Source organism: Colwellia sp. MB3u-55, assembly GCF_014076785.1.
Classification (GTDB): Bacteria; Pseudomonadota; Gammaproteobacteria; order Enterobacterales; family Alteromonadaceae; genus Colwellia_A.
Map to the genome: position 1 here is coordinate 78,370 of NZ_JACGUS010000110.1, position 19,365 is coordinate 97,734.

Genomic DNA, 19,365 nt, shown 5'->3' on the forward strand with positions numbered 1-19,365 from the left:
CAGACTCACGGCTCAATAATAGTTAACTATTGCCATCAAGAATGATGGCAATAGCAAATCGCTAATCAAAAATATTAATAACCTTTATTCCAGTCGATATAAAAAGGTATCTGGTCGTTACTTCGATATTGTTTAATATTATGGGTCACAATTTCACCGGCACTTTCAAAATGTGTCGGCGCAGAAATATGGGGAAGAACCGTAATTTTTTCATTCAACCATAAATCATCACTTTTATCTAAAGGTTCTTGTTCAAAAACATCTAGAATTGCATGTTCAAGGTTGCCATTGGCTAAGTGAATAATAAGGTCGTGATTAGCGACGATCCCCCCTCGAGCAAAGTTAATAATACTGGCGCCTGGTGGTAGGTTTGTCAGCAGATCATCGTTGATGAGTTGGTAGGTGGCTGAAGTAAGGGGTAGTAAACAAATTAAAATATCTGTTTGCTTAACCATAGTCACTAATCCCTCGTCTCCTGAATAGCATGTAATGCCATTAATTAACTTATCACTTTGACTCCAACCAAGCACATTAAAGCCATTATCATGTAAACGTAACGCGCTCAACTTGCCTAATTCACCTAAACCTAAAATACCTAAGGTGCGCTCTTGTGGCAGTAAATAGCGATGTTGTAGCCACTGTGCTGATTTTTGTTGTTGTAAGTATTTTGGCATATCACGATGTAGATAAAGCACCCACGTTAATACCGCCTCACTCATGGTTTGCGCTAATATGGGATCAATTAAACGCACGAGCTTAAAGCTTGGCGTTGGTCTATTATCGCTTAATTGCGAAACTAGCGCATCGACCCCTGCCCATAGGCTCTGTACCCATATGAGTTTGGGGTATTGTGACAAGATATCAGCATCTGGATTAGCAACAATAGCGATTTCGCATTGAAGTTTTTGCTCAACAGATAAGTCTTTATCAAGCTTAATAGCTTCATTTGGAAGCTTAGTGGATAATAGTGCTAACCAAGCATCTTGCTCTTGCTGGGCAAGTTGACTCACAAAAGTAATAACTGCCATTATTAAATGTTTCCTCTTACCATTATTCTTTTAAAACCATATCAATACACATTACGGCAGCAAGGATCAACTTTCTAATAGGGTGATCTTCAGGAACATCAGCAGAAATTTTTAATGCGTAATTATCTGCACTGGTAAATAACTCTTTACCTATGCCACCCCATTCTTTCGATATATGAGCAAGTTCATCATTGCCATCCATAAAGCGAAAATTCCAACCAACCCAGTTGCCCTTTAACTGACAGACAAGTTGGTCTTGGTTATCAAAGATATCGAATTTTCCGCCGATTGAAAATAATTTTTGTTTAAAGTAACCAACCGCATTACCGTCACAATCAAAAACAGTTACTTTTGAAATAAATAAAGAGATACCACGCTGAATTCGGATGATACGCTGATCGTCAGGCGTTCGTATTTGAACATCAAAAGGTGTCATGGTTTTATAGTCAGTGAAACGGAGCATTTTAGTAAAAAAGCCTAAATTCGGCTCTCGACATTCCATGATGATATTCCCTGTTTCAGGATCATAAATATCGTAATTATTTGCCGCTTTAAATAGGCCAACATGCTCTTTGATTATATAAGTATTCTTATTAATTCTAGTATTCATTAAACGCTCACTCCGTGAGTTTAGCTATTGTTGATATTACGAAAATCATTGATGATAATGGTTATCTTTGCTTTTACATTGATTAAAATGACCATTAAACTGTACAATTTGACGTTATTTAGTCGCTTTAATGACTTGCTCTAAATAGGTAGACATTTCAGTTAATACTTTATTCTGACTGGGTTTAATTGTGGCATATAACGCGTATAAAAAACTCTGTGTGTTATTTAATTTAATTAACCCTTGTTCACTTTGATAAACATCTTACCATTGATTGAAAGGAGCAGGGTTAACCACTTTACTAAGCCAAAGGTTAAAATCATCAGCAGAGTATTGTGCTCGTAAAAAAACATATATAACAGCCATAGCGATACGTTTTGACTCTCCTTGAATATATGAATGTTGATCATTAGCAGTAACTTGGCTAGCTAAAGCGACCAGTATCTTATCGAGTTGCGCTTTGTTAACTTTAGGGTTTAACGCCAATTGCAGCATAAGGTCTGCAGCGTGAGCTATACTATGTTGCCAACCAGTTTTAGTTGAAAAACCGCGATAATCTTTTACATTAGTTAAAAAACTTGTACCTACATTAACTAAATAATCTCTTTGCTCAGCGCTTAAAAAAGGTGAGTGCCTATCGACACGAACCACTTCAGCTAAGACCAAGATTGAGAATGACTGATAGACACCAGAAGTGTCAGCTACTTTCGATTCTAAAACACGAGTTAAGTAGTTAAACATTTCAATATGTATTGCTTGGCTAAGGTGTTCGTTTCGCAACCAATAACTTTATGCTTCAAAAGCGACACCATCTATTATTTCAGCATCTGGGCTTGCTAAACAAGCCAATAATTGTAGTGCTAAAGCTTCTTTCTCTGCTTTGTTTTCAAGGATAAATTTATCTTCTTTGAGTTGCAGTAGATTTTTTTTATGCCATTGCTTCGATAAACACTCTGTATTGACTTGCTGCGCATTGATCTGTACTTCATTAGCAGAAAAGGCAGAGCTACTGATAAAAAGCATCAATATTATTGGAATTTTTAATGAAAATTTCATTTAACATCCTTTTAAAGTTATTTAATTATCTTAAAAATAAGCACATCAGGATACCATCACATCTGCAAAAAAAACATAAAATGAAGACGTTAGTGAGGAGTATTGAGAAAGGATTTAAGAACGATAGTAATTAACAGAGTTACATATAGCAATTATTGGTGGATTAAACTGACACTTGCTTATCAGCTAATGCAATTAACGTTTCTAATTCACCACTTTGTCGCAGACGCATTATTTCTTGGTTAATAAGAGGGACTAATTTTTTATTTTTCTGATGTATATAATGGTAAAGAGGAAAAACAACTAATGGCATTTTTGCAGGAATTATGTTTTGGTAACCCAACTTTTTCAAGATTAGCTGACCGCCTGTAGTATTGGTCAAGACAACATCAACTAAGCCACTTTGTAATATTTTAAACATATTTTCAGTGCTATTCATTTCGACAACATGACTTAAGCCATTCGTTATATTATCGGTGTGTTTTACACCTCTAATTTTGGCCAATTTATATCTTTTTAAATCATCTTTACTGACAATATTGAGCTGCTTACTTGCGAGGCTAAATGGCATAGTTTGCAAAGAATAATAAGGAGTAGGAACTCTGATCATTTCTTTGTTCTCATCTGCGTAGGACCAAATTCTCATTATTTCGCCATCACTTTGCTTTATACTCGCTAATAATTCCGCTCTTTTAGCAGGTAAAGGCTTAATAGTAATATCTATTCCAATATTTTTATAAATTTGAGGTAAAACGATTCGACCGACTTCTTGTTCAATCAGTAATTCAATAGAAGCAAAATTGTAGTGGAGAGTTATAGGCAGTACTAGAGGACTATGTTTTGGATTAATTGCTGAATTTTCATATAAAATATAAGTAGGGGTAACAATCGATTGAGCAAGTACATTTGGAGACACCATCAAAATGAAGCATATACCACTAAGTAAAAAATAAAGACTGAATATTACCTTCACTTAGACTACCACCTTCAAATTAATACTTATAAAACATAAGGTTATTGGTAACTACCTCCTTTTTTTTTTTGCAAAATTGACTTAATAGCAGCAACATTAGCGATGTTAAACGCTTATGCACAGCCTATTCGATACGACTATAATATAAATTAGCGAGTAAAATGACAAGTAAAACCTTAAACTGCGCCCCCGCATAGCTTGCTCACTCCAATATAATGGCTATCTAGTGGCAGATAACAATATTGAAAAACGTTAACAATCGGGGTGAAATGCAAACAATTTGGTCATAATTTAAACACATAGACCTGCTACTCGATATAATTAGCCCGGTCCGGTGAAACTTGTTTCACAAAGGCGCGACTTCGCGTCATACCAGTCGTGACTTATTCATGGGTCTGCTTTTTCATTCTCTAGGTTGCATATTAGAGACTTACGCAATGAAAAACACTTAACGTTTTTACACACTGACCTGGCATTTTATTAGCAATGCTACAGCGGCAATAAGACAAGCTAGATTTAAAATAAAAAAACCCGCTAGATAGCGGGTTTTAAAGGTAAATTAATCAGACTAAACTTACTGATATAAAATAATCATCACTGATATTTATTGTACCGGGAGATTAATAGTACCCGTAACAATATCACCCGCTTTTGTTTGATAAGCATATTCAAACGTTAGACTATTTTCCGAGCTATCTAAATCATCAGAAGCGTATATAGACGTTGATGCGCGGTAAACTTTCTGATTGTCTAATTGAGCGGTTCCTGTTTCAATCGACGTTTGAAGACTTTCGGTAATTAATGTTTCATTTTCAGCAAGCTTGACTAGTCCCAATGGTGAAACATTATTAGTATTACTATCTCTAACAAGAGTAAAGTTTCTTACTGAATTATAACTGACGCCGTCTTCTGTTACCGAGTAAAGACGCATTGAAAAGCTTTGCAACGTTTCAATTGATGATGGTAGATATAAATAAACACTGCGATCATAATTTGAAGGTGAAGAACTATCACCCGCTGAATTGGAGAGAGTAATCGCATTTCCGTTGCTGGTAAAGTTATTGTTATCTAAATGCACGTCATTAATATCAAAGTCATCATTATTTTCGATATAAAACGAAAGTGAATCATTATAAACATCGACAGACTTTTCTGTAGACTTCACAACTAAGTTACCGACATTGTATTGGTAATTTTGGCCTTTAGACAAAGAGTTAACCGGCGTAATCGTAAGTTTAGTGTCATTTAAACTAGTCTCAAATGAAACAGGAATATCTACCATGCCACTAACAACTGTAGTGCCGGGTAAAATAACATCAGTCGATGAATCATTACCTTTAACAACAGTAAAACCAGAAGTATTAATAAGTGACAAGCTATTTACTGATGTGGTGATAGCTTGAGAGTAGAATATACTGAAACTTTTATCTATATAGTTTACTTCATTTGCCGCAATAACGACCTCTAAAGAAGAGCTATCATTAGTCACAATTCTTGGCATAACGGCTAACTCAACAACGTCAGTATTAGCGATATTATAACAACAGTTTTCTAAAGCACCTGAAATGTTGACTCTTAAGCTGTCATCATCGTTCTTATTCAGTGATATTGAAGCACTTTGATAAGAGATATCGTTTGCCATAAATGAAGGGATTTCTACTTGTGAGTAATCACCAAACATTGCTGATATTACATATTGTTGTGTTGCAGCATCAAAAGTAGAAGTCGTCTGCGTACCCGCAGAGTCTGTTGAGAATAACTCAGCACCTAAAAGAACATTCGCACTTGCATCAATCATTGTAATGCGAAATTCAATCTCTTTTAACGGCATTTTTTCTTCAACATAAAGCGTTAATGATTCATCACTATTCGATGATAAAAAATATAATTCATTACTACTAATGTTGTTATTTAACTCAGGATTATAATCTATTTCACCATCTTTATTGAGATCTAAGTTGGCTCTAACCATAATATTGAGAAACTTTGGTATGGTGATGTGGTAAACGCCATTGGCTTCATTATAAGTTGAGTGATGTTGATACTTATTCGATCTTGAACTGGTACCGTAATGAGATGAAGCTTTAAACGCTAATCCAGTAAGAGGCAATCCTGATGTTTTATTAATCACCGTTATTTGCATATCTTTAGCTGTAGAAACTTCAAATTGACCAAAATCATTGGCCGTATTGACTGCATTTGAATGACCCGTATTAATGAAATATGCACGTGATAAAAATTCATTATTGCTACTTTCAATAATCATTTCAATATCAGAATTAGCAGGAAGGTTTTCTAATTTAAACTCGCCACCGTTGAAGCTAACGCTATCGACGAGGACAACATCAGCGGCAATAATTGTAATGTTCGAGGTTGATACGGCTTGGTTATCCAATGCATTAACAACGATACCCGTTAATGTAACAGAAGCGGCAGGAGTACCAGGAATGATAGAATTGTTAGTACCACTAAGAATTTCATTTTGTGCTTGGATTACTTGCACTACATCTTCGTTATTATTGTCGTTTTCTACTTCTAAACATGCTGTTAATAAACATAAAGAAACGCTTATCATCACTAGATTTACATACTTCAATTTTACTTTCCTTTTAAAATTTAGAAGGGAAATAAAATTAAACAATCTTTGTCGTATCGAATCCCCTTCAATAGAGTAAAAATATTAACATAAAATCAAGCAAAATTTAACAAGCTTAGTGTGATTATTGATGTTAATAAGAAATAAAATAGGATTTAATATCAGAATAGTTAATTAACATACTAATTATCTCCCTAGTTCCGTATAAAAAATTATAGAATAACGGCTTGGGGGTTGCGATATGGTTTAATGCGAGCTTATGCAAAAGCGCTCTCTGAGCCTAAAGAGGCTTAGGCGTTCATCCCTTCTTTTGGAGAAGTCAGCCTACTGACAATCAAACCCCTTAACAAAATCAAAGCTAGTAAATTAAAGTGAGTGTCCATTTAATCTCTCCTACCCCCAAACTCCGTCATCCTGAAATTGTTTCAGGATCTCGACCTTAACAACTCCAAGACCAGATACTGAAATAAATTCAGCATGACGAGAGTGGGAAATAAAATAATTCAGAACGACGAGAATGGTAACTTTAATAAATTCAGCATGAACTCAAACGGCGTCATCCTGAACTTGTTTCAGGATCTCGACCTTACAACTCCAAGCCCAGATACTGAAATAAATTCACCATGACGACAATGGAAATGAAATAATTCAGAACGATGAGAATGGTAACTTGAATAAATTCAGCATGAACTCAAACTCCGTCATCCTGAACTTTTTTCAGGATCTCGACCTTAACAACTCAAACCCCAGATACTGAAATAAATTCAGCATGACGACAATGGAAATGAAATAATTCAGAACGACAAAAGTGGATACTGAAATAAATACAGTAAGACAATATGTTAGTTAATTTCAAGATTATCGGGACTTTAATAGGTTTTTTTATACGGTCAAATGATGGATGAGTAAATTTACACAGTATTAAAGATGAAAGTTCAAGCAAGAGAGAGTTTATGAAGACTAGAATGTACAATGCATAAGTATTTTCAAAAAGAGGCAAATAGGGATAGAAAAACAATATGGTGAGGTTAAGCTGATATCTGTTTATATGAAAGTAATATTAGAATACTGTTGCTTGATGTTGAATGGTTTAATGTTGTTACTTAGATTCAAGAAAAATATTCAGTTGCATTGAATTATCGAAATATAGAGCACAACAGGTATTTAAAAAAACCCACACTCTCTTATTGAGAATGCGGGTTTTTATTAAGAATTACAAATGAGCAGCGTTAGCTTACCAACCTGTTTTTTCTTTAAGTGCTACGCCGATATCAGCTAAAGAACGAACAGTTTTAACACCAGCCGCTTCTAATGCTGCAAATTTCTCATCAGCTGTACCTTTACCACCGGCGATAATCGCGCCAGCGTGACCCATACGCTTACCTTCTGGTGCAGTAACACCAGCAATGTAAGATACAACAGGCTTAGTAACGTGTGCTTTGATATATTCAGCCGCTTCTTCTTCAGCAGTTCCGCCAATTTCACCAATCATTACAATTGCTTCAGTTTGTGGATCGTTTTGGAACATTTCCAATACGTCGATGAAGTTAGTACCTGGGATAGGGTCGCCACCAATACCTACACAAGTAGATTGGCCAAAACCTGCATCAGTTGTTTGCTTAACGGCTTCGTAAGTAAGCGTACCAGAACGTGAAACAATACCTACTTTACCTGGTAAATGGATATGACCAGGCATGATACCAATCTTAGTTTCGCCAGGAGTAATAACACCTGGGCAGTTAGGACCGATCATACGAACGCCTGATTGATCAAGCTTAGCTTTAACGTCAACCATATCTAAAGTAGGAATACCTTCAGTAATAGTAACGATAAGCTCGATGCCTGCATCAATTGCTTCTAAAATTGCATCTTTACAGAAAGGAGCTGGAACATAAATAACTGTTGCTGTTGCGCCAGTTGCTTCTACAGCTTCACGTACTGTGTTAAATACTGGTAGGCCTAGATGCGTTTGACCGCCTTTACCTGGGCTTACGCCACCAACCATTTGTGTACCGTATTCAAGTGCTTGTTCTGAATGGAATGTACCTTGGCCACCGGTAAAACCTTGACAGATTACTTTAGTATCTTTGTTAATTAAGATAGACATTATTTGCCCTCCGCAGCTGCTACAACTTTTGTCGCTGCATCAGTTAATGACTCAGCAGCAATGATATCTAAGCCAGAGTTTTTAAGAACTTCACGACCTAATTCAGCATTAGTGCCTTCTAAACGTACTACAACTGGTACTTTAACGCCTACTTCTTTAACCGCACCAATAATACCTTCAGCAATCATGTCACAACGTACGATACCGCCAAAGATGTTAACTAAAACAGCTTTAACATTGTCGTCAGAAAGAATGATTTTGAATGCTTCAGAAACACGTTCTTTCGTCGCTCCGCCGCCAACATCTAAGAAGTTAGCTGGCTTGCCGCCGTGTAGATTTACGATATCCATAGTACCCATTGCTAGGCCTGCACCGTTAACCATACAACCAACGTTACCGTCTAAGGCTACGTAGTTTAATTCAAAGCGTGCTGCATGTGCTTCACGTTCATCTTCTTGAGATGGATCGTGGAACGCGCGCATTTTAGGTTGACGGTATAAAGCATTACCATCGATACCAATTTTGCCATCTAAACAATGAAGATTACCTTCGTCAGTAATAACTAACGGGTTGATTTCTAATAAGGCGAAATCAAAATCTTCAAACATTTTTGCAAGGCCTAAAAAGATCTTAACAAATTGCTTCATTTGCGTTGGGTTTAAACCTAACTTAAAGCCTAATTCACGAGCTTGGTAAGGTTGAGCGCCAACAAGTGGATCGATTTCAGCTTGATGAATTAACTCAGGAGTCTCTTCAGCAATCTTCTCAATATCAACACCGCCTTCAGTAGAGGCCATGAATACGACTTTACGACTTGCGCGGTCAACAACAGCACCAAGGTATAATTCGTTAGCAATATCAGTACAGCTTTCTACTAAAATTTTAGCAACTGGTTGACCGTTCGCGTCAGTTTGGTAAGTCACTAAGTTCTTACCTAACCAGTTTTGAGCAAAATCTTTGATTTCTTGCTTAGATTTAACTAGCTTAACGCCGCCCGCTTTACCGCGACCGCCTGCGTGAACTTGAGTTTTAACAACCCACATAGTGCCGCCGATTTTATCAGCCGCTTCTGCAGCTTCCTGAGGTGTATCGCAAGCGAAACCTTCAGAAACTGGTAAACCATATTCAGCGAATAATTGTTTCGCTTGATACTCATGCAAATTCATGGTGTATTTCCATTTATCTGTGAATGATGATGACAGCTGTTCTTAGTTATAAATATAAGTAAAATCTTAATTTTAATCATAAATATAAATAAAATTCGCTATCATCGAAAAAATTTGATCGATTATAGTATAAAAGCTCTAAGGAACAAAGTCCCCAGAGCTAATACTATAGTCTAAATCAAAAGATTTAATATTCTCGATTATATATCAAGAAGTAGACGTGTTGGATCTTCTAACAAGTCTTTAATTGCCACTAAAAAGCCAACAGATTCTTTACCATCGATTAAGCGATGATCATAAGAAAGTGCTAAGTACATCATAGGAAGTATTTCAACTTTTCCATCAACAGCCATAGGTCTGTCTTGGATTTTATGCATACCTAAAATAGCCGCTTGCGGTAAGTTTAAAATAGGTGTTGAAAGTAATGAACCAAAAACACCACCGTTAGTAATAGTGAAATTACCGCCGGTCATATCTTCAATTGAAAGCTTTCCGTCGCGACCTTTTATTGCTAAGTCACGAATACCATTTTCAATCGCTGCCATACCTAATTGATCTGCATCACGTAATACTGGTGTTACTAAGCCACGTGGCGTGGAAACAGCAATTGAGATGTCAAAAAAGTTATGATAAACAATATCGTCACCATCTATTGATGCATTAACCGCTGGAAAGCGTTTCAATGCTTCAGTAACCGCTTTAACATAAAATGACATGAAGCCTAAGCGCGTATCATGCGTCTTCTCAAAAAGATCTTTATATTGCTTACGAAGATCCATAATTGGCTTCATGTTAACTTCGTTAAACGTTGTTAGCATTGCCGTTGAATTTTTAGCTTCTAATAAACGTTTGGCAATTGTCTTGCGTAAACGTGTCATAGGTACACGTTTTTGCGTACGTTCGCCTAAATCTTGTGCAACAGGTGTCGCAGCAGCAGTTTTTGCCGCTGGAGCTGCTGTTGCAGGTTTATTAGCCGCTGCTTCAACATCTTCTTTAGAAATACGTCCACCTTTACCTGTACCTCTAACATTAGCGGCTGTTAAGCCTTTTTCTGTCATTAAACGACGAACAGAAGGGCTAGCTAATTCATCAGAGCTAATCGCATCTTCTGAAGTAGCTGCAGGAGCACTTGTTGTTGCGCCCGCATTAAGTTGGCCAATAACTTGTGAACCTAATACCGTGTCACCTTCAACGTGGATTATCTTACCAATCACACCATTATCTTGAGCAACAACTTCTAGAACAACTTTATCCGTTTCGATATCAACCAAGTTTTGGTCAACAGAAACTGTATCACCCTCAGCAACATGCCAAGTAGCAACTGTTGCATCTGCAACAGACTCAGGTAAAACCGGTACTATGATGTCGATAACTTTCACTGCTGTTGTCGCTGGAGCTGATTTTGCCGCTGCAGGAGCTGAAACATCAGCTGATGCATCGCCTTCAGTGAGGATTGCAATGACTTGCTCGCCTAATACTGTTGCGCCTTCGGCTTGAGAAATCTCAGTGATCACTCCGTCAACGACAGCTTGTACTTCAAGCACAACTTTGTCAGTTTCAATATCTACTAATACTTGGTCACGTGAAACTTTATCACCTACTTGAACATGCCAAGTAGCTACGGTTGCATCAGCAACAGATTCAGGTAAAACGGGAACCTTAATTTCGGTGGTCATTTATTTTATTCCTTACTCACTAGTCTTCAACAGATAGCGCGTCATTGACTAGCGCTTGTTGTTCTTTTACATGGACAGACATATAACCTACAGCTGGTGCTGCAGAGGCCTTACGACCAGCATATGTCAAATAAGTACCTTCAGGTATTGCCGCTCTAAAGTGATGCTGTGAACAATACCATGCACCTTGGTTTTGCGGTTCTTCCTGACACCAAACGAATTGCTTAACATGCTGGTATTTGGCCAACTCTGCTTGAAGCTCTTCTTCTGGAAATGGATATAGCTGCTCGATTCGAATGATAACAACATTTTCTTGCTCACTCTTGCGACGCTGATCAAGTAATTCATAGTAAACTTTACCACTACAAAAAACGACGCGTGTGACTTTTTTCGGGTCGATATCATCAACTTCACCAATGACATTATGAAACACACCTGTCGATAACTCTTCTAATGAAGAGACCGCTAAAGGATGTCTTAATAATGACTTAGGCGACATAACAATCAATGGACGACGCATAGGACGAACAACTTGACGGCGTAGCATGTTAAATACTTGCGCAGGTGTTGATGGCACACAAACTTGCATATTATGATCGGCACAAAGTTGTAAGAAGCGCTCTAATCGTGCAGATGAATGCTCAGGACCTTGACCTTCATAGCCATGAGGCAACAACATAGTTAAACCACATAAACGGCCCCACTTTTGCTCACCCGAACTAATAAATTGGTCAAAGACTACTTGTGCACAGTTAGCAAAATCACCAAATTGCGCTTCCCAAATAGTAAGCCCTGCAGGCTCTGCTGTGGTATAGCCATATTCAAAGGCAACTACTGATACTTCTGACAACACTGAGTCATGAATATCGAATGGACCTTGTCCTTCGCGAATATTTTGCAAAGGTAAGTATTTGCTCGCATCATCTTGGTTATGTAAAACAGCATGACGATGGAAAAAAGTACCGCGACCAGAGTCTTGCCCAGTAATACGAACACGTTTACCTAAATCAACAATCGAGGCATAAGCTAAGTTTTCTGCCATACCCCAATCGAGTAATTTTTCACCCGATGCCATTTTAACACGATCATCATATATCTTCTTAACACGACCTTGTACAGGATGAGTCTCAGGATATGTTGACAATTTACTGGCAAGTTCTTTCAGCTTTTCAACAGAAATTTCTTTATCGTAATCATCGTCCCACTCATGGCCAAGGTATGGAGTCCAATCGACAGAATGTTCTGTCATAGGTCGCCATTGTTCAACCGTACACTGACCTTCGTCTAGCAATTTACGATAATAAAGGGTTAATTCATTCGACTTATCTAAATTGATTGAACCCTCTGTATCAAGTTGCTGTGCATATAATTGACGAGGTGTCGGGTGTTTCTTAATTTTTTTGTACATCAATGGCTGCGTTGCACTAGGCTCATCAGCTTCATTGTGACCATGACGACGGTAACAAACAAGGTCGATAACGACATCACGCTTAAATTCGTTGCGATAATCAAGGGCAATTTGTGTTGCCAAGATAACAGCTTCTGGGTCATCGCCATTAACATGAAGAATCGGTGCTGAAACCATTTTTGCAATTTCAGTACAATATTCACCACTGCGCGTATCTGCAGGATTAGACGTTGTAAAACCGACCTGATTATTAACAACGATACGTATCGTTCCGCCAACTTTAAATGCACGCGCTTGTGACATATTAAAAGTTTCTTGAACAACACCCTGACCGGCAATTGCAGCATCACCATGAATAGTAACAGGAAGAACCGTATCACCGACTTTATCACCACGTCTGTCTTGACGCGCACGGACTGAGCCAATAACAACGGGGTTAACAATTTCTAGATGCGATGGGTTAAAGGCCAAAGCTAAATGAACATTGCCACCAGGCGTTACAAAATCTGATGAGTAACCTTGGTGATATTTAACATCACCTGAAGATAAAATTTCATCGTGTTTACCGCCAAACTCATCAAATAGCTTTGATGGATTTTTACCCATCACGTTAACTAAGACATTTAATCGGCCACGGTGAGCCATACCAATAACAACTTCTTTAGTGCCTTGTGTGCCAGCACGAGAAATAAGTTCTTTCAGCATAGGTATTAACGCATCACCACCTTCAAGGGAGAAACGTTTAGCGCCTGGAAACTTTGCACCAAGGTATTTACAAATACCATCAGCAGCGATAAGGCCTTTAAGAATTTCTTCTTTTTGCTCGACAGAAAATTTTGCTTGCGACTGAACAGACTCTAAACGTTGTTGGATCCAACGTTTTTCATCGGTGTCAGTAATGTGCATATATTCAGCACCGATAGAACCACAGTAAGTAGTTTTAAGGGCATTGTATAAGTCACCTAACTTCATCGCATCTTGGGAAGTAGCAAATGATCCGACATTGAACTCTGTGTCAAAGTCGTTTTCTGAAAGTTCATGATGCGACAGTTGTAAATCGCGTACCTTATCTCGCTTCCACAAACCTAATGGGTCAAGGTTGGCATTTTGATGTCCACGAAAACGAAAAGCATTAATTAGTTGTAAAACTTTAACTTGTTTGGCATCACTGCTACCAGAAACAACAACAGTTTTATGGGATTGCTTAGCTAATTCTTTAAATTCATTGCGGATTTCAGAGTGCCTGAATTCTAAGTCAGCACCTTCAATTTTTGGAAGTTGTTGGAATAACGTTCGCCATTCTGCAGAAACAGATTGGGAGTTATCCAAATAAGATTCGTATAATTCTTCAATGTAAGTAGCGTTAGCACCACTTAAATGAGAAGACTCTAACCAAGCCTTCATTGTACCTTCGGGCATTGCCTGTTCCTTTATGGGATAAAAGCAATAAAAAAATAAACAATTATCGTTAGCAAGTCAACTAGACTAATGGCTAATTGTCATCTGCTAATGATGACTATTCCTGTTTTAAAACACCAAAGTGCTAGATAATTTCATCTAACACTCTGCTATTTAATTTTATACTGCGCGTGAAATCAACATCGACTTAATATGGCCGATAGCTTTCGTTGGGTTTAATCCTTTTGGACAAACATCAACACAGTTCATAATACCATGACAACGGAATACGCTGTAGGCATCTTGCAAACCATCTAAACGTTCTTCAGTTGCAGTATCACGGCTATCAATTAAAAAGCGATAAGCATGCAACAAACCTGCTGGTCCAATAAACTTATCTGGGTTCCACCAGAAAGACGGACAAGAAGTTGAACAACAAGCACATAAAATACACTCATATAAACCATCAAGCTTTTCACGCTCTTCAATAGACTGAAGATGCTCACGTGCTGGAGGGTTTTTACCATCATTAATTAAGAACGGCTTGATTTTTTCATATTGATTATAGAACTGCGTCATATCAATAACTAAATCACGTACTACCGGTAAACCAGGTAAAGGGCGTAACACTATTTTCTTTGCTGGAACAGCCGATAATGGTGTAATACAACCTAAACCATTCTTACCGTTAATATTCATACCATCAGAGCCACATACACCCTCACGACATGAACGACGGAAAGATATAGTAGTATCTTGCTCTTTTAATAAAATAAGTGCATCAAGTACCATCATATCTGAGCCTTCTGGAATATCCAGCTCATAATCTTTCATATAAGGTGCATTATCAACATCAGGGTTGTAACGATAAATCGAAAAAATTTGTTTCATTGCAATGCTCCTATTAATATACGCGGGCTTTCGGTGGGAAAGCTTCACGGTGAACGGGTTCCATATTTACTTTACGCTTAGACATAGCTTGTGTCTCTGGCGTATAAATACTATGGCATAACCAGTTTTCATCATCACGAACAGCAAAATCTGCGCGCGCATGAGCACCACGTGATTCAGTACGGAAATTAGACGCTTTAGCTGTACAATAAGCTGTTTCCATCAAGTTATCTAATTCTAAACACGCGATACGTTGCGTATTAAATTCTGAAGACTTATCATCGAGGCTCGCATGCTGAAGACGTTCACGGATATCAGTCAACTCTTTCATGCCTTCAGCCATAGCATCACCTTCACGGAATACCGAGAAGTTAAATTGCATACATTTTTGCAAATCTTTACGTATTTCAGTTGGACTTTCTCCACCTTTCACAGATGACTCCCAACGATTATTACGTGCTAATGAAGCTTCTAAGTCAGACTCAGAGGCATCTTTTCCGCTTTGCGTATCATTTAGGTAAGTGCCTAAGAAATTACCCGCTGCACGGCCAAAGACCACTAAATCAAGAAGAGAATTACCACCTAAACGGTTTGCACCATGAACAGATACACAAGCGATTTCACCAACGGCAAACAACCCTTCAACGATAGTTTCTTTACCCGTTTCTGGGTTAAAGTTAATCGCTTGGCCATTCACATTACAAGGAACACCACCCATCTGATAATGACAAGTTGGTATAACTGGAATAGGTTCTACTGCTGGATCTACGTGTGCAAATGTTTTAGATAAATCACAAACACCTGGTAAACGTTTTTCAAGCGTTTCACGGCCTAAATGATCAAGTTTTAGTTTAAGATGAGGACCCATAGGACCGTCAAAACCACGACCTTCGCGGATCTCTGTCATCATAGAACGAGCAACTACGTCACGACCGGCTAAATCTTTAGCATTTGGTGCGTAACGTTCCATGAAACGTTCGCCGTCTTTGTTAAGCAGGTAACCACCTTCTCCACGACAACCTTCAGTAACAAGCGTACCTGCACCAGCGATTCCTGTTGGATGAAACTGCCACATTTCCATGTCTTGCATCTGTATGCCAGCACGAACTGCCATGCCAACACCGTCACCAGTATTGATGTGAGCATTAGTTGTTGATGCATAGATACGACCAGCACCACCGGTAGCTAATACCGTAGCACGAGCTTTAAAGTAAACAATCTCGCCTGTTTCGATACAAATAGCGGTTGTACCAACGATAGCACCGTCACTATTTTTAACTAAATCTAGTGCATACCATTCAGAGTAGACATTAGTTTTATTTTTAACGTTTTGTTGGTACAAGCAATGTAATAAAGCATGGCCAGTACGATCGGCTGCGGCTGCTGTACGTGCCGCTTGTTCGCCACCAAAGTTTTTAGATTGACCACCGAAAGGACGTTGATAAATCTTACCTTCTTCAGTACGAGAAAAAGGTAAACCCATTTTCTCTAGCTCAATAATAGATTCAGGACCCGTTTTACACATGTATTCGATTGCGTCTTGATCTCCGATATAATCAGAGCCTTTAACGGTATCGTACATATGTTGTTCCCAATGATCTTCATGCGCATTACCTAGCGCAACAGTGATACCACCTTGGGCAGATACTGTATGAGAACGAGTAGGAAAAACTTTAGAAATCAAGGCACAAGATTTACCTGATTCAGAAATAGCTAATGCAGCGCGCATACCTGCACCACCGGCGCCAATAACTATAGCGTCAAATTCACGAATTGGAACGCCCACTTATACACCCCACACAATTAAAAAGCCTGCCGCAAGGTAGACTAACAAAGTAACAGAAAAGAGAAATTGTAATGACCCACGTAAAAATACTGGTTTGATGTAATCCGACAATACTTGCCAAATACCAATCCATGCATGTACAACAAGTGATAAAAGAGCAAGCAGTGTTGCAATTTTCACTGACATTAGGCTAAAAAACCCATGCCATGTTTCAAAAGTAACTTCTGGGGTAACCACAAAAAAGCCAGCAATTATTAATGTATATATTGTTAAGATTATAGCGCTCGCTCTTACCAGCATATAATCATGTACGCCATTTCGGCCTACAGTAGCAATGTTACTTACCATAACCATACTCCTACTACTACAGTTAACACAAACCAAAGAGCCATAGCAAATTTAGCACTGGAATTACCTGAAGCTAATTCTTCAAAATAGCCTGAATCCATGAATAAGTGACGAACACCCATTAATATATGGAAGGTTAACGCAGAGATTATGCCAAACAAAATGAATTTGAATAGGAAGCCATCAAGAAATGCTTGAATTTGAGCAAATCCTTCAGCGGAAGATAGAGATAATGAAAGTGTCCACAATAAAATACCAATAGCAAATACCATAATGACACCAGAAATACGGTGCAATATCGAGGCGTTTGCCGAAGGATGCATTTTGATTGTAGTCAGATCTAGGTTTACAGGACGTTGTTTTTTCACAATTTCGCCTAAAGAGTTTTTTGAGTCTTCAACTTTTTTACTATTGCCCAATGAGATAACTAAACATATTTACCATTAATTGAACAATCCCCTAGTGATCTTAGTTAATATTTGTCTGTTAATGGAATAGCCTACAAATAAAAAATTAAATCAGCTTGATTATATAGCTGAACATTTTTAATTACAATTTTCTTACGCGAGAATTTCACCTTTATTTTAAAGATATTAGACTATTATTTGAGCTACTTTAGCAATTATCTAACTTTAGTCTAAGGTAGAAACAATTGGTTTGACTTTAAGGGGGTATAATGAAGTAGAATACGGTTAGTTTTATATTCATAAAAACTGACTAACTTTTCAAAAGTAAGTTCAGCAAAGCGAATTAAATAATTTATAGGGGATTAAACATATGGCTGAATCTAAAGCCACTCTCAGTATTGATGGTAACGTAGTTGCAGATTTACCAATACTTTCAGGTAGCGCCGGTAACGACGTAATAGACATCAGAACTTTGGGTAAGTATGGTTATTTCACTTATGATCCGGGTTTCTTAGCAACCGCTTCATGTGAATCAGCTATTACTTATATCGATGGTGGGAAAGGTATTTTACAACATCGTGGTTATCCAATTGACAGTTTAGCTAAACAAGCTAATTATCTAGAAGTTTGTTATATTTTGTTAAATGGTGATGCACCAACAATGACTCAATATGATGAGTTTGTTAATATTATTACCAACCATACTATGGTTCACGAGAAACTGGCTCATTTTTTCCAAGGTTTCTTACCTGATGCACACCCAATGGCAATGCTTTGTGGTGTTGTTGGTGCTATGTCTTCATTTTATCATAGCGATTTAGACATTGAAGATCCTGTGCAACGTATGCGTAGTGCGCATCGCTTAATTGCTAAAATGCCAACTATTTCAGCGATGGCTTACAAATACAGCATTGGTCAGCCATTCGTTTATCCACGTAATGAATTGAGCTATGCGGAAAACTTCCTGCATATGATGTTCTCTGTACCTGCAGAAGAGTATGTTGTTAGCCCTACTGTTGCCCGTGCCATGGATAGAATATTTACATTACATGCAGATCACGAGCAAAACGCTTCAACTTCAACAGTCCGTTTAGCCGGCTCTTCTGGTGCTAACCCTTATGCATGTATTGCTGCAGGCGTGGCATCTTTGTGGGGCCCTGCACATGGTGGCGCTAACGAAGCCTGTTTAAAAATGCTTGAGCAAATTGGTACATTAGATCGTGTTGACGAATTTGTTGCTCGTGCTAAAGATAAGAGTGATTCGTTCCGCTTAATGGGTTTCGGACATCGTGTTTACAAAAACTTTGATCCACGCGCGACAGTAATGCGTGAAACATGCCATGAAGTATTAAAAGAGTTAGGCATAAAAGATCCTCTTTTAGACGTGGCAATGGCTCTTGAAAAAGTAGCCCTTGAAGACCCATACTTTATTGAGAAAAAACTTTACCCGAATGTAGATTTTTACTCAGGTATCATATTGAAAGCTATCGGTATTCCTACCAACATGTTCACAGTAGTATTTGCTATGTCTCGTACCGTGGGTTGGATTTCTCACTGGGATGAAATGTTGGGTCAAGCGGGTCAAAAAATTGGTCGTCCTCGTCAAAACTATATTGGTGAAATTGACCGTGAATTTATCCCATTAAATAAAAGATAATTATTTATTTTATAAATCACTCTTTGAAAGGTAGCTCACGCTACCTTTTTTATTTCTTCAATTTTAGTCACAAAATAAAAACAGTTAATAACCCTTTTTTCTTCCACTATTAGGAGATTTTTTGCATCAACCTAATATAAATGTTCCCTTTGCTGTAATAAAACCAACATTACCTTGATAAAAACATAGAAAGCTCAATAATTGCACGTTATAAAAATAAAAAATATCAACTATACACATAAAAAATAGTGTTAATAA

General features: G+C 37.9%; 15 protein-coding genes. 1 reads left to right on the top strand and 14 read right to left on the bottom strand.

The annotated features are described in order from the left end of the window. Positions 1-74: 74 nt before the first annotated feature. The 14 genes from H4J66_RS08690 to sdhC all read right to left on the bottom strand — a co-directional run bounded on the left by H4J66_RS08690 (position 75) and on the right by sdhC (position 17,411). Positions 75-1,028 (bottom strand): glyoxylate/hydroxypyruvate reductase A, encoded by a 954-nt coding sequence (locus H4J66_RS08690; protein WP_182173239.1) that lies wholly within the window; start codon positions 1,026-1,028, stop codon positions 75-77. 22 nt (positions 1,029-1,050) lie between these two features. Then, on the bottom strand, positions 1,051-1,638 hold the full coding sequence (locus H4J66_RS08695; RefSeq protein WP_182173242.1) for an LURP-one-related/scramblase family protein: 588 nt from the start codon (positions 1,636-1,638) through the stop codon (positions 1,051-1,053). A 264-nt stretch (positions 1,639-1,902) separates the two neighbouring features. After that, positions 1,903-2,418, bottom strand: coding sequence for a DUF2785 domain-containing protein (locus H4J66_RS08700; RefSeq protein WP_182173245.1), 516 nt, complete (start codon positions 2,416-2,418; stop codon positions 1,903-1,905). Between the two features lie 9 nt (positions 2,419-2,427). Continuing rightward, positions 2,428-2,694: a hypothetical protein gene (locus H4J66_RS08705; protein ID WP_182173248.1), complete on the bottom strand. Its 267-nt coding sequence runs from the start codon at positions 2,692-2,694 to the stop codon at positions 2,428-2,430. A gap of 163 nt (positions 2,695-2,857) precedes the next feature. Continuing rightward, complete coding sequence (locus tag H4J66_RS08710; RefSeq protein WP_182173251.1) at positions 2,858-3,613, bottom strand: ABC transporter substrate-binding protein; 756 nt, start codon at positions 3,611-3,613, stop codon at positions 2,858-2,860. 658 nt (positions 3,614-4,271) lie between these two features. After that, a complete protein-coding gene (locus H4J66_RS08715; RefSeq protein ID WP_182173254.1) occupies positions 4,272-6,263 on the bottom strand; it encodes a hypothetical protein in 1,992 nt (663 codons plus the stop codon). A gap of 1,234 nt (positions 6,264-7,497) precedes the next feature. After that, on the bottom strand, positions 7,498-8,370 hold the full coding sequence (gene sucD, locus H4J66_RS08720) for a succinate--CoA ligase subunit alpha (protein WP_182173257.1): 873 nt from the start codon (positions 8,368-8,370) through the stop codon (positions 7,498-7,500). Beyond that, positions 8,370-9,536 carry an ADP-forming succinate--CoA ligase subunit beta gene (gene sucC, locus H4J66_RS08725; RefSeq protein WP_182173260.1) on the bottom strand — a complete coding sequence of 389 codons (1,167 nt, stop codon included), beginning with the start codon at positions 9,534-9,536 and terminating at the stop codon, positions 8,370-8,372. The genes sucD and sucC overlap by 1 nt, the downstream gene beginning before the upstream one ends. A gap of 200 nt (positions 9,537-9,736) precedes the next feature. Next, entirely contained in the window at positions 9,737-11,212 is a 1,476-nt protein-coding gene (gene odhB, locus H4J66_RS08730; RefSeq protein ID WP_182173263.1) for a 2-oxoglutarate dehydrogenase complex dihydrolipoyllysine-residue succinyltransferase, read from the bottom strand. A 19-nt stretch (positions 11,213-11,231) separates the two neighbouring features. After that, positions 11,232-14,039: a 2-oxoglutarate dehydrogenase E1 component gene (locus H4J66_RS08735; protein WP_182173266.1), complete on the bottom strand. Its 2,808-nt coding sequence runs from the start codon at positions 14,037-14,039 to the stop codon at positions 11,232-11,234. 159 nt (positions 14,040-14,198) lie between these two features. Continuing rightward, positions 14,199-14,909 carry a succinate dehydrogenase iron-sulfur subunit gene (locus H4J66_RS08740; protein ID WP_182173269.1) on the bottom strand — a complete coding sequence of 237 codons (711 nt, stop codon included), beginning with the start codon at positions 14,907-14,909 and terminating at the stop codon, positions 14,199-14,201. Between the two features lie 13 nt (positions 14,910-14,922). After that, positions 14,923-16,695, bottom strand: a complete 1,773-nt coding sequence (gene sdhA / locus H4J66_RS08745; RefSeq protein ID WP_182173272.1) for a succinate dehydrogenase flavoprotein subunit — start codon at positions 16,693-16,695, stop codon at positions 14,923-14,925. Beyond that, the gene (sdhD, locus tag H4J66_RS08750) at positions 16,696-17,043 is read right to left on the bottom strand and encodes a succinate dehydrogenase, hydrophobic membrane anchor protein (protein WP_182173275.1); all 348 of its coding nucleotides are present in this window, start codon (positions 17,041-17,043) and stop codon (positions 16,696-16,698) included. Further along, the gene (sdhC, locus tag H4J66_RS08755; protein WP_182173278.1) at positions 17,037-17,411 is read right to left on the bottom strand and encodes a succinate dehydrogenase, cytochrome b556 subunit; all 375 of its coding nucleotides are present in this window, start codon (positions 17,409-17,411) and stop codon (positions 17,037-17,039) included. Before sdhC ends, sdhD begins: the two co-directional genes overlap by 7 nt. Before the next feature lie 409 nt (positions 17,412-17,820). Here sdhC and H4J66_RS08760 point away from each other — a divergent pair, with 409 nt between their 5' ends. Beyond that, complete coding sequence (locus tag H4J66_RS08760; protein WP_182173281.1) at positions 17,821-19,107, top strand: citrate synthase; 1,287 nt, start codon at positions 17,821-17,823, stop codon at positions 19,105-19,107. Positions 19,108-19,365 lie beyond the last annotated feature (258 nt).

What these genes read in the sequence shown, in the direction of transcription:
- H4J66_RS08740 (WP_182173269.1), bottom strand. Translation starts at nt 14,909, where the DNA reads ATGAAACAAATTTTTTCGATTTATCGTTACAACCCTGATGTTGATAAT.
- H4J66_RS08690 (WP_182173239.1), bottom strand. Translation starts at nt 1,028, where the DNA reads ATGGCAGTTATTACTTTTGTGAGTCAACTTGCCCAGCAAGAGCAAGAT.
- sucC (WP_182173260.1), bottom strand. Translation starts at nt 9,536, where the DNA reads ATGAATTTGCATGAGTATCAAGCGAAACAATTATTCGCTGAATATGGT.
- H4J66_RS08735 (WP_182173266.1), bottom strand. Translation starts at nt 14,039, where the DNA reads ATGCCCGAAGGTACAATGAAGGCTTGGTTAGAGTCTTCTCATTTAAGT.
- H4J66_RS08710 (WP_182173251.1), bottom strand. Translation starts at nt 3,613, where the DNA reads ATGGTGTCTCCAAATGTACTTGCTCAATCGATTGTTACCCCTACTTAT.
- H4J66_RS08760 (WP_182173281.1), top strand. Translation starts at nt 17,821, where the DNA reads ATGGCTGAATCTAAAGCCACTCTCAGTATTGATGGTAACGTAGTTGCA.
- H4J66_RS08695 (WP_182173242.1), bottom strand. Translation starts at nt 1,638, where the DNA reads ATGAATACTAGAATTAATAAGAATACTTATATAATCAAAGAGCATGTT.
- sdhD (WP_182173275.1), bottom strand. Translation starts at nt 17,043, where the DNA reads ATGGTAAGTAACATTGCTACTGTAGGCCGAAATGGCGTACATGATTAT.
- H4J66_RS08705 (WP_182173248.1), bottom strand. Translation starts at nt 2,694, where the DNA reads ATGAAATTTTCATTAAAAATTCCAATAATATTGATGCTTTTTATCAGT.
- odhB (WP_182173263.1), bottom strand. Translation starts at nt 11,212, where the DNA reads ATGACCACCGAAATTAAGGTTCCCGTTTTACCTGAATCTGTTGCTGAT.
- sucD (WP_182173257.1), bottom strand. Translation starts at nt 8,370, where the DNA reads ATGTCTATCTTAATTAACAAAGATACTAAAGTAATCTGTCAAGGTTTT.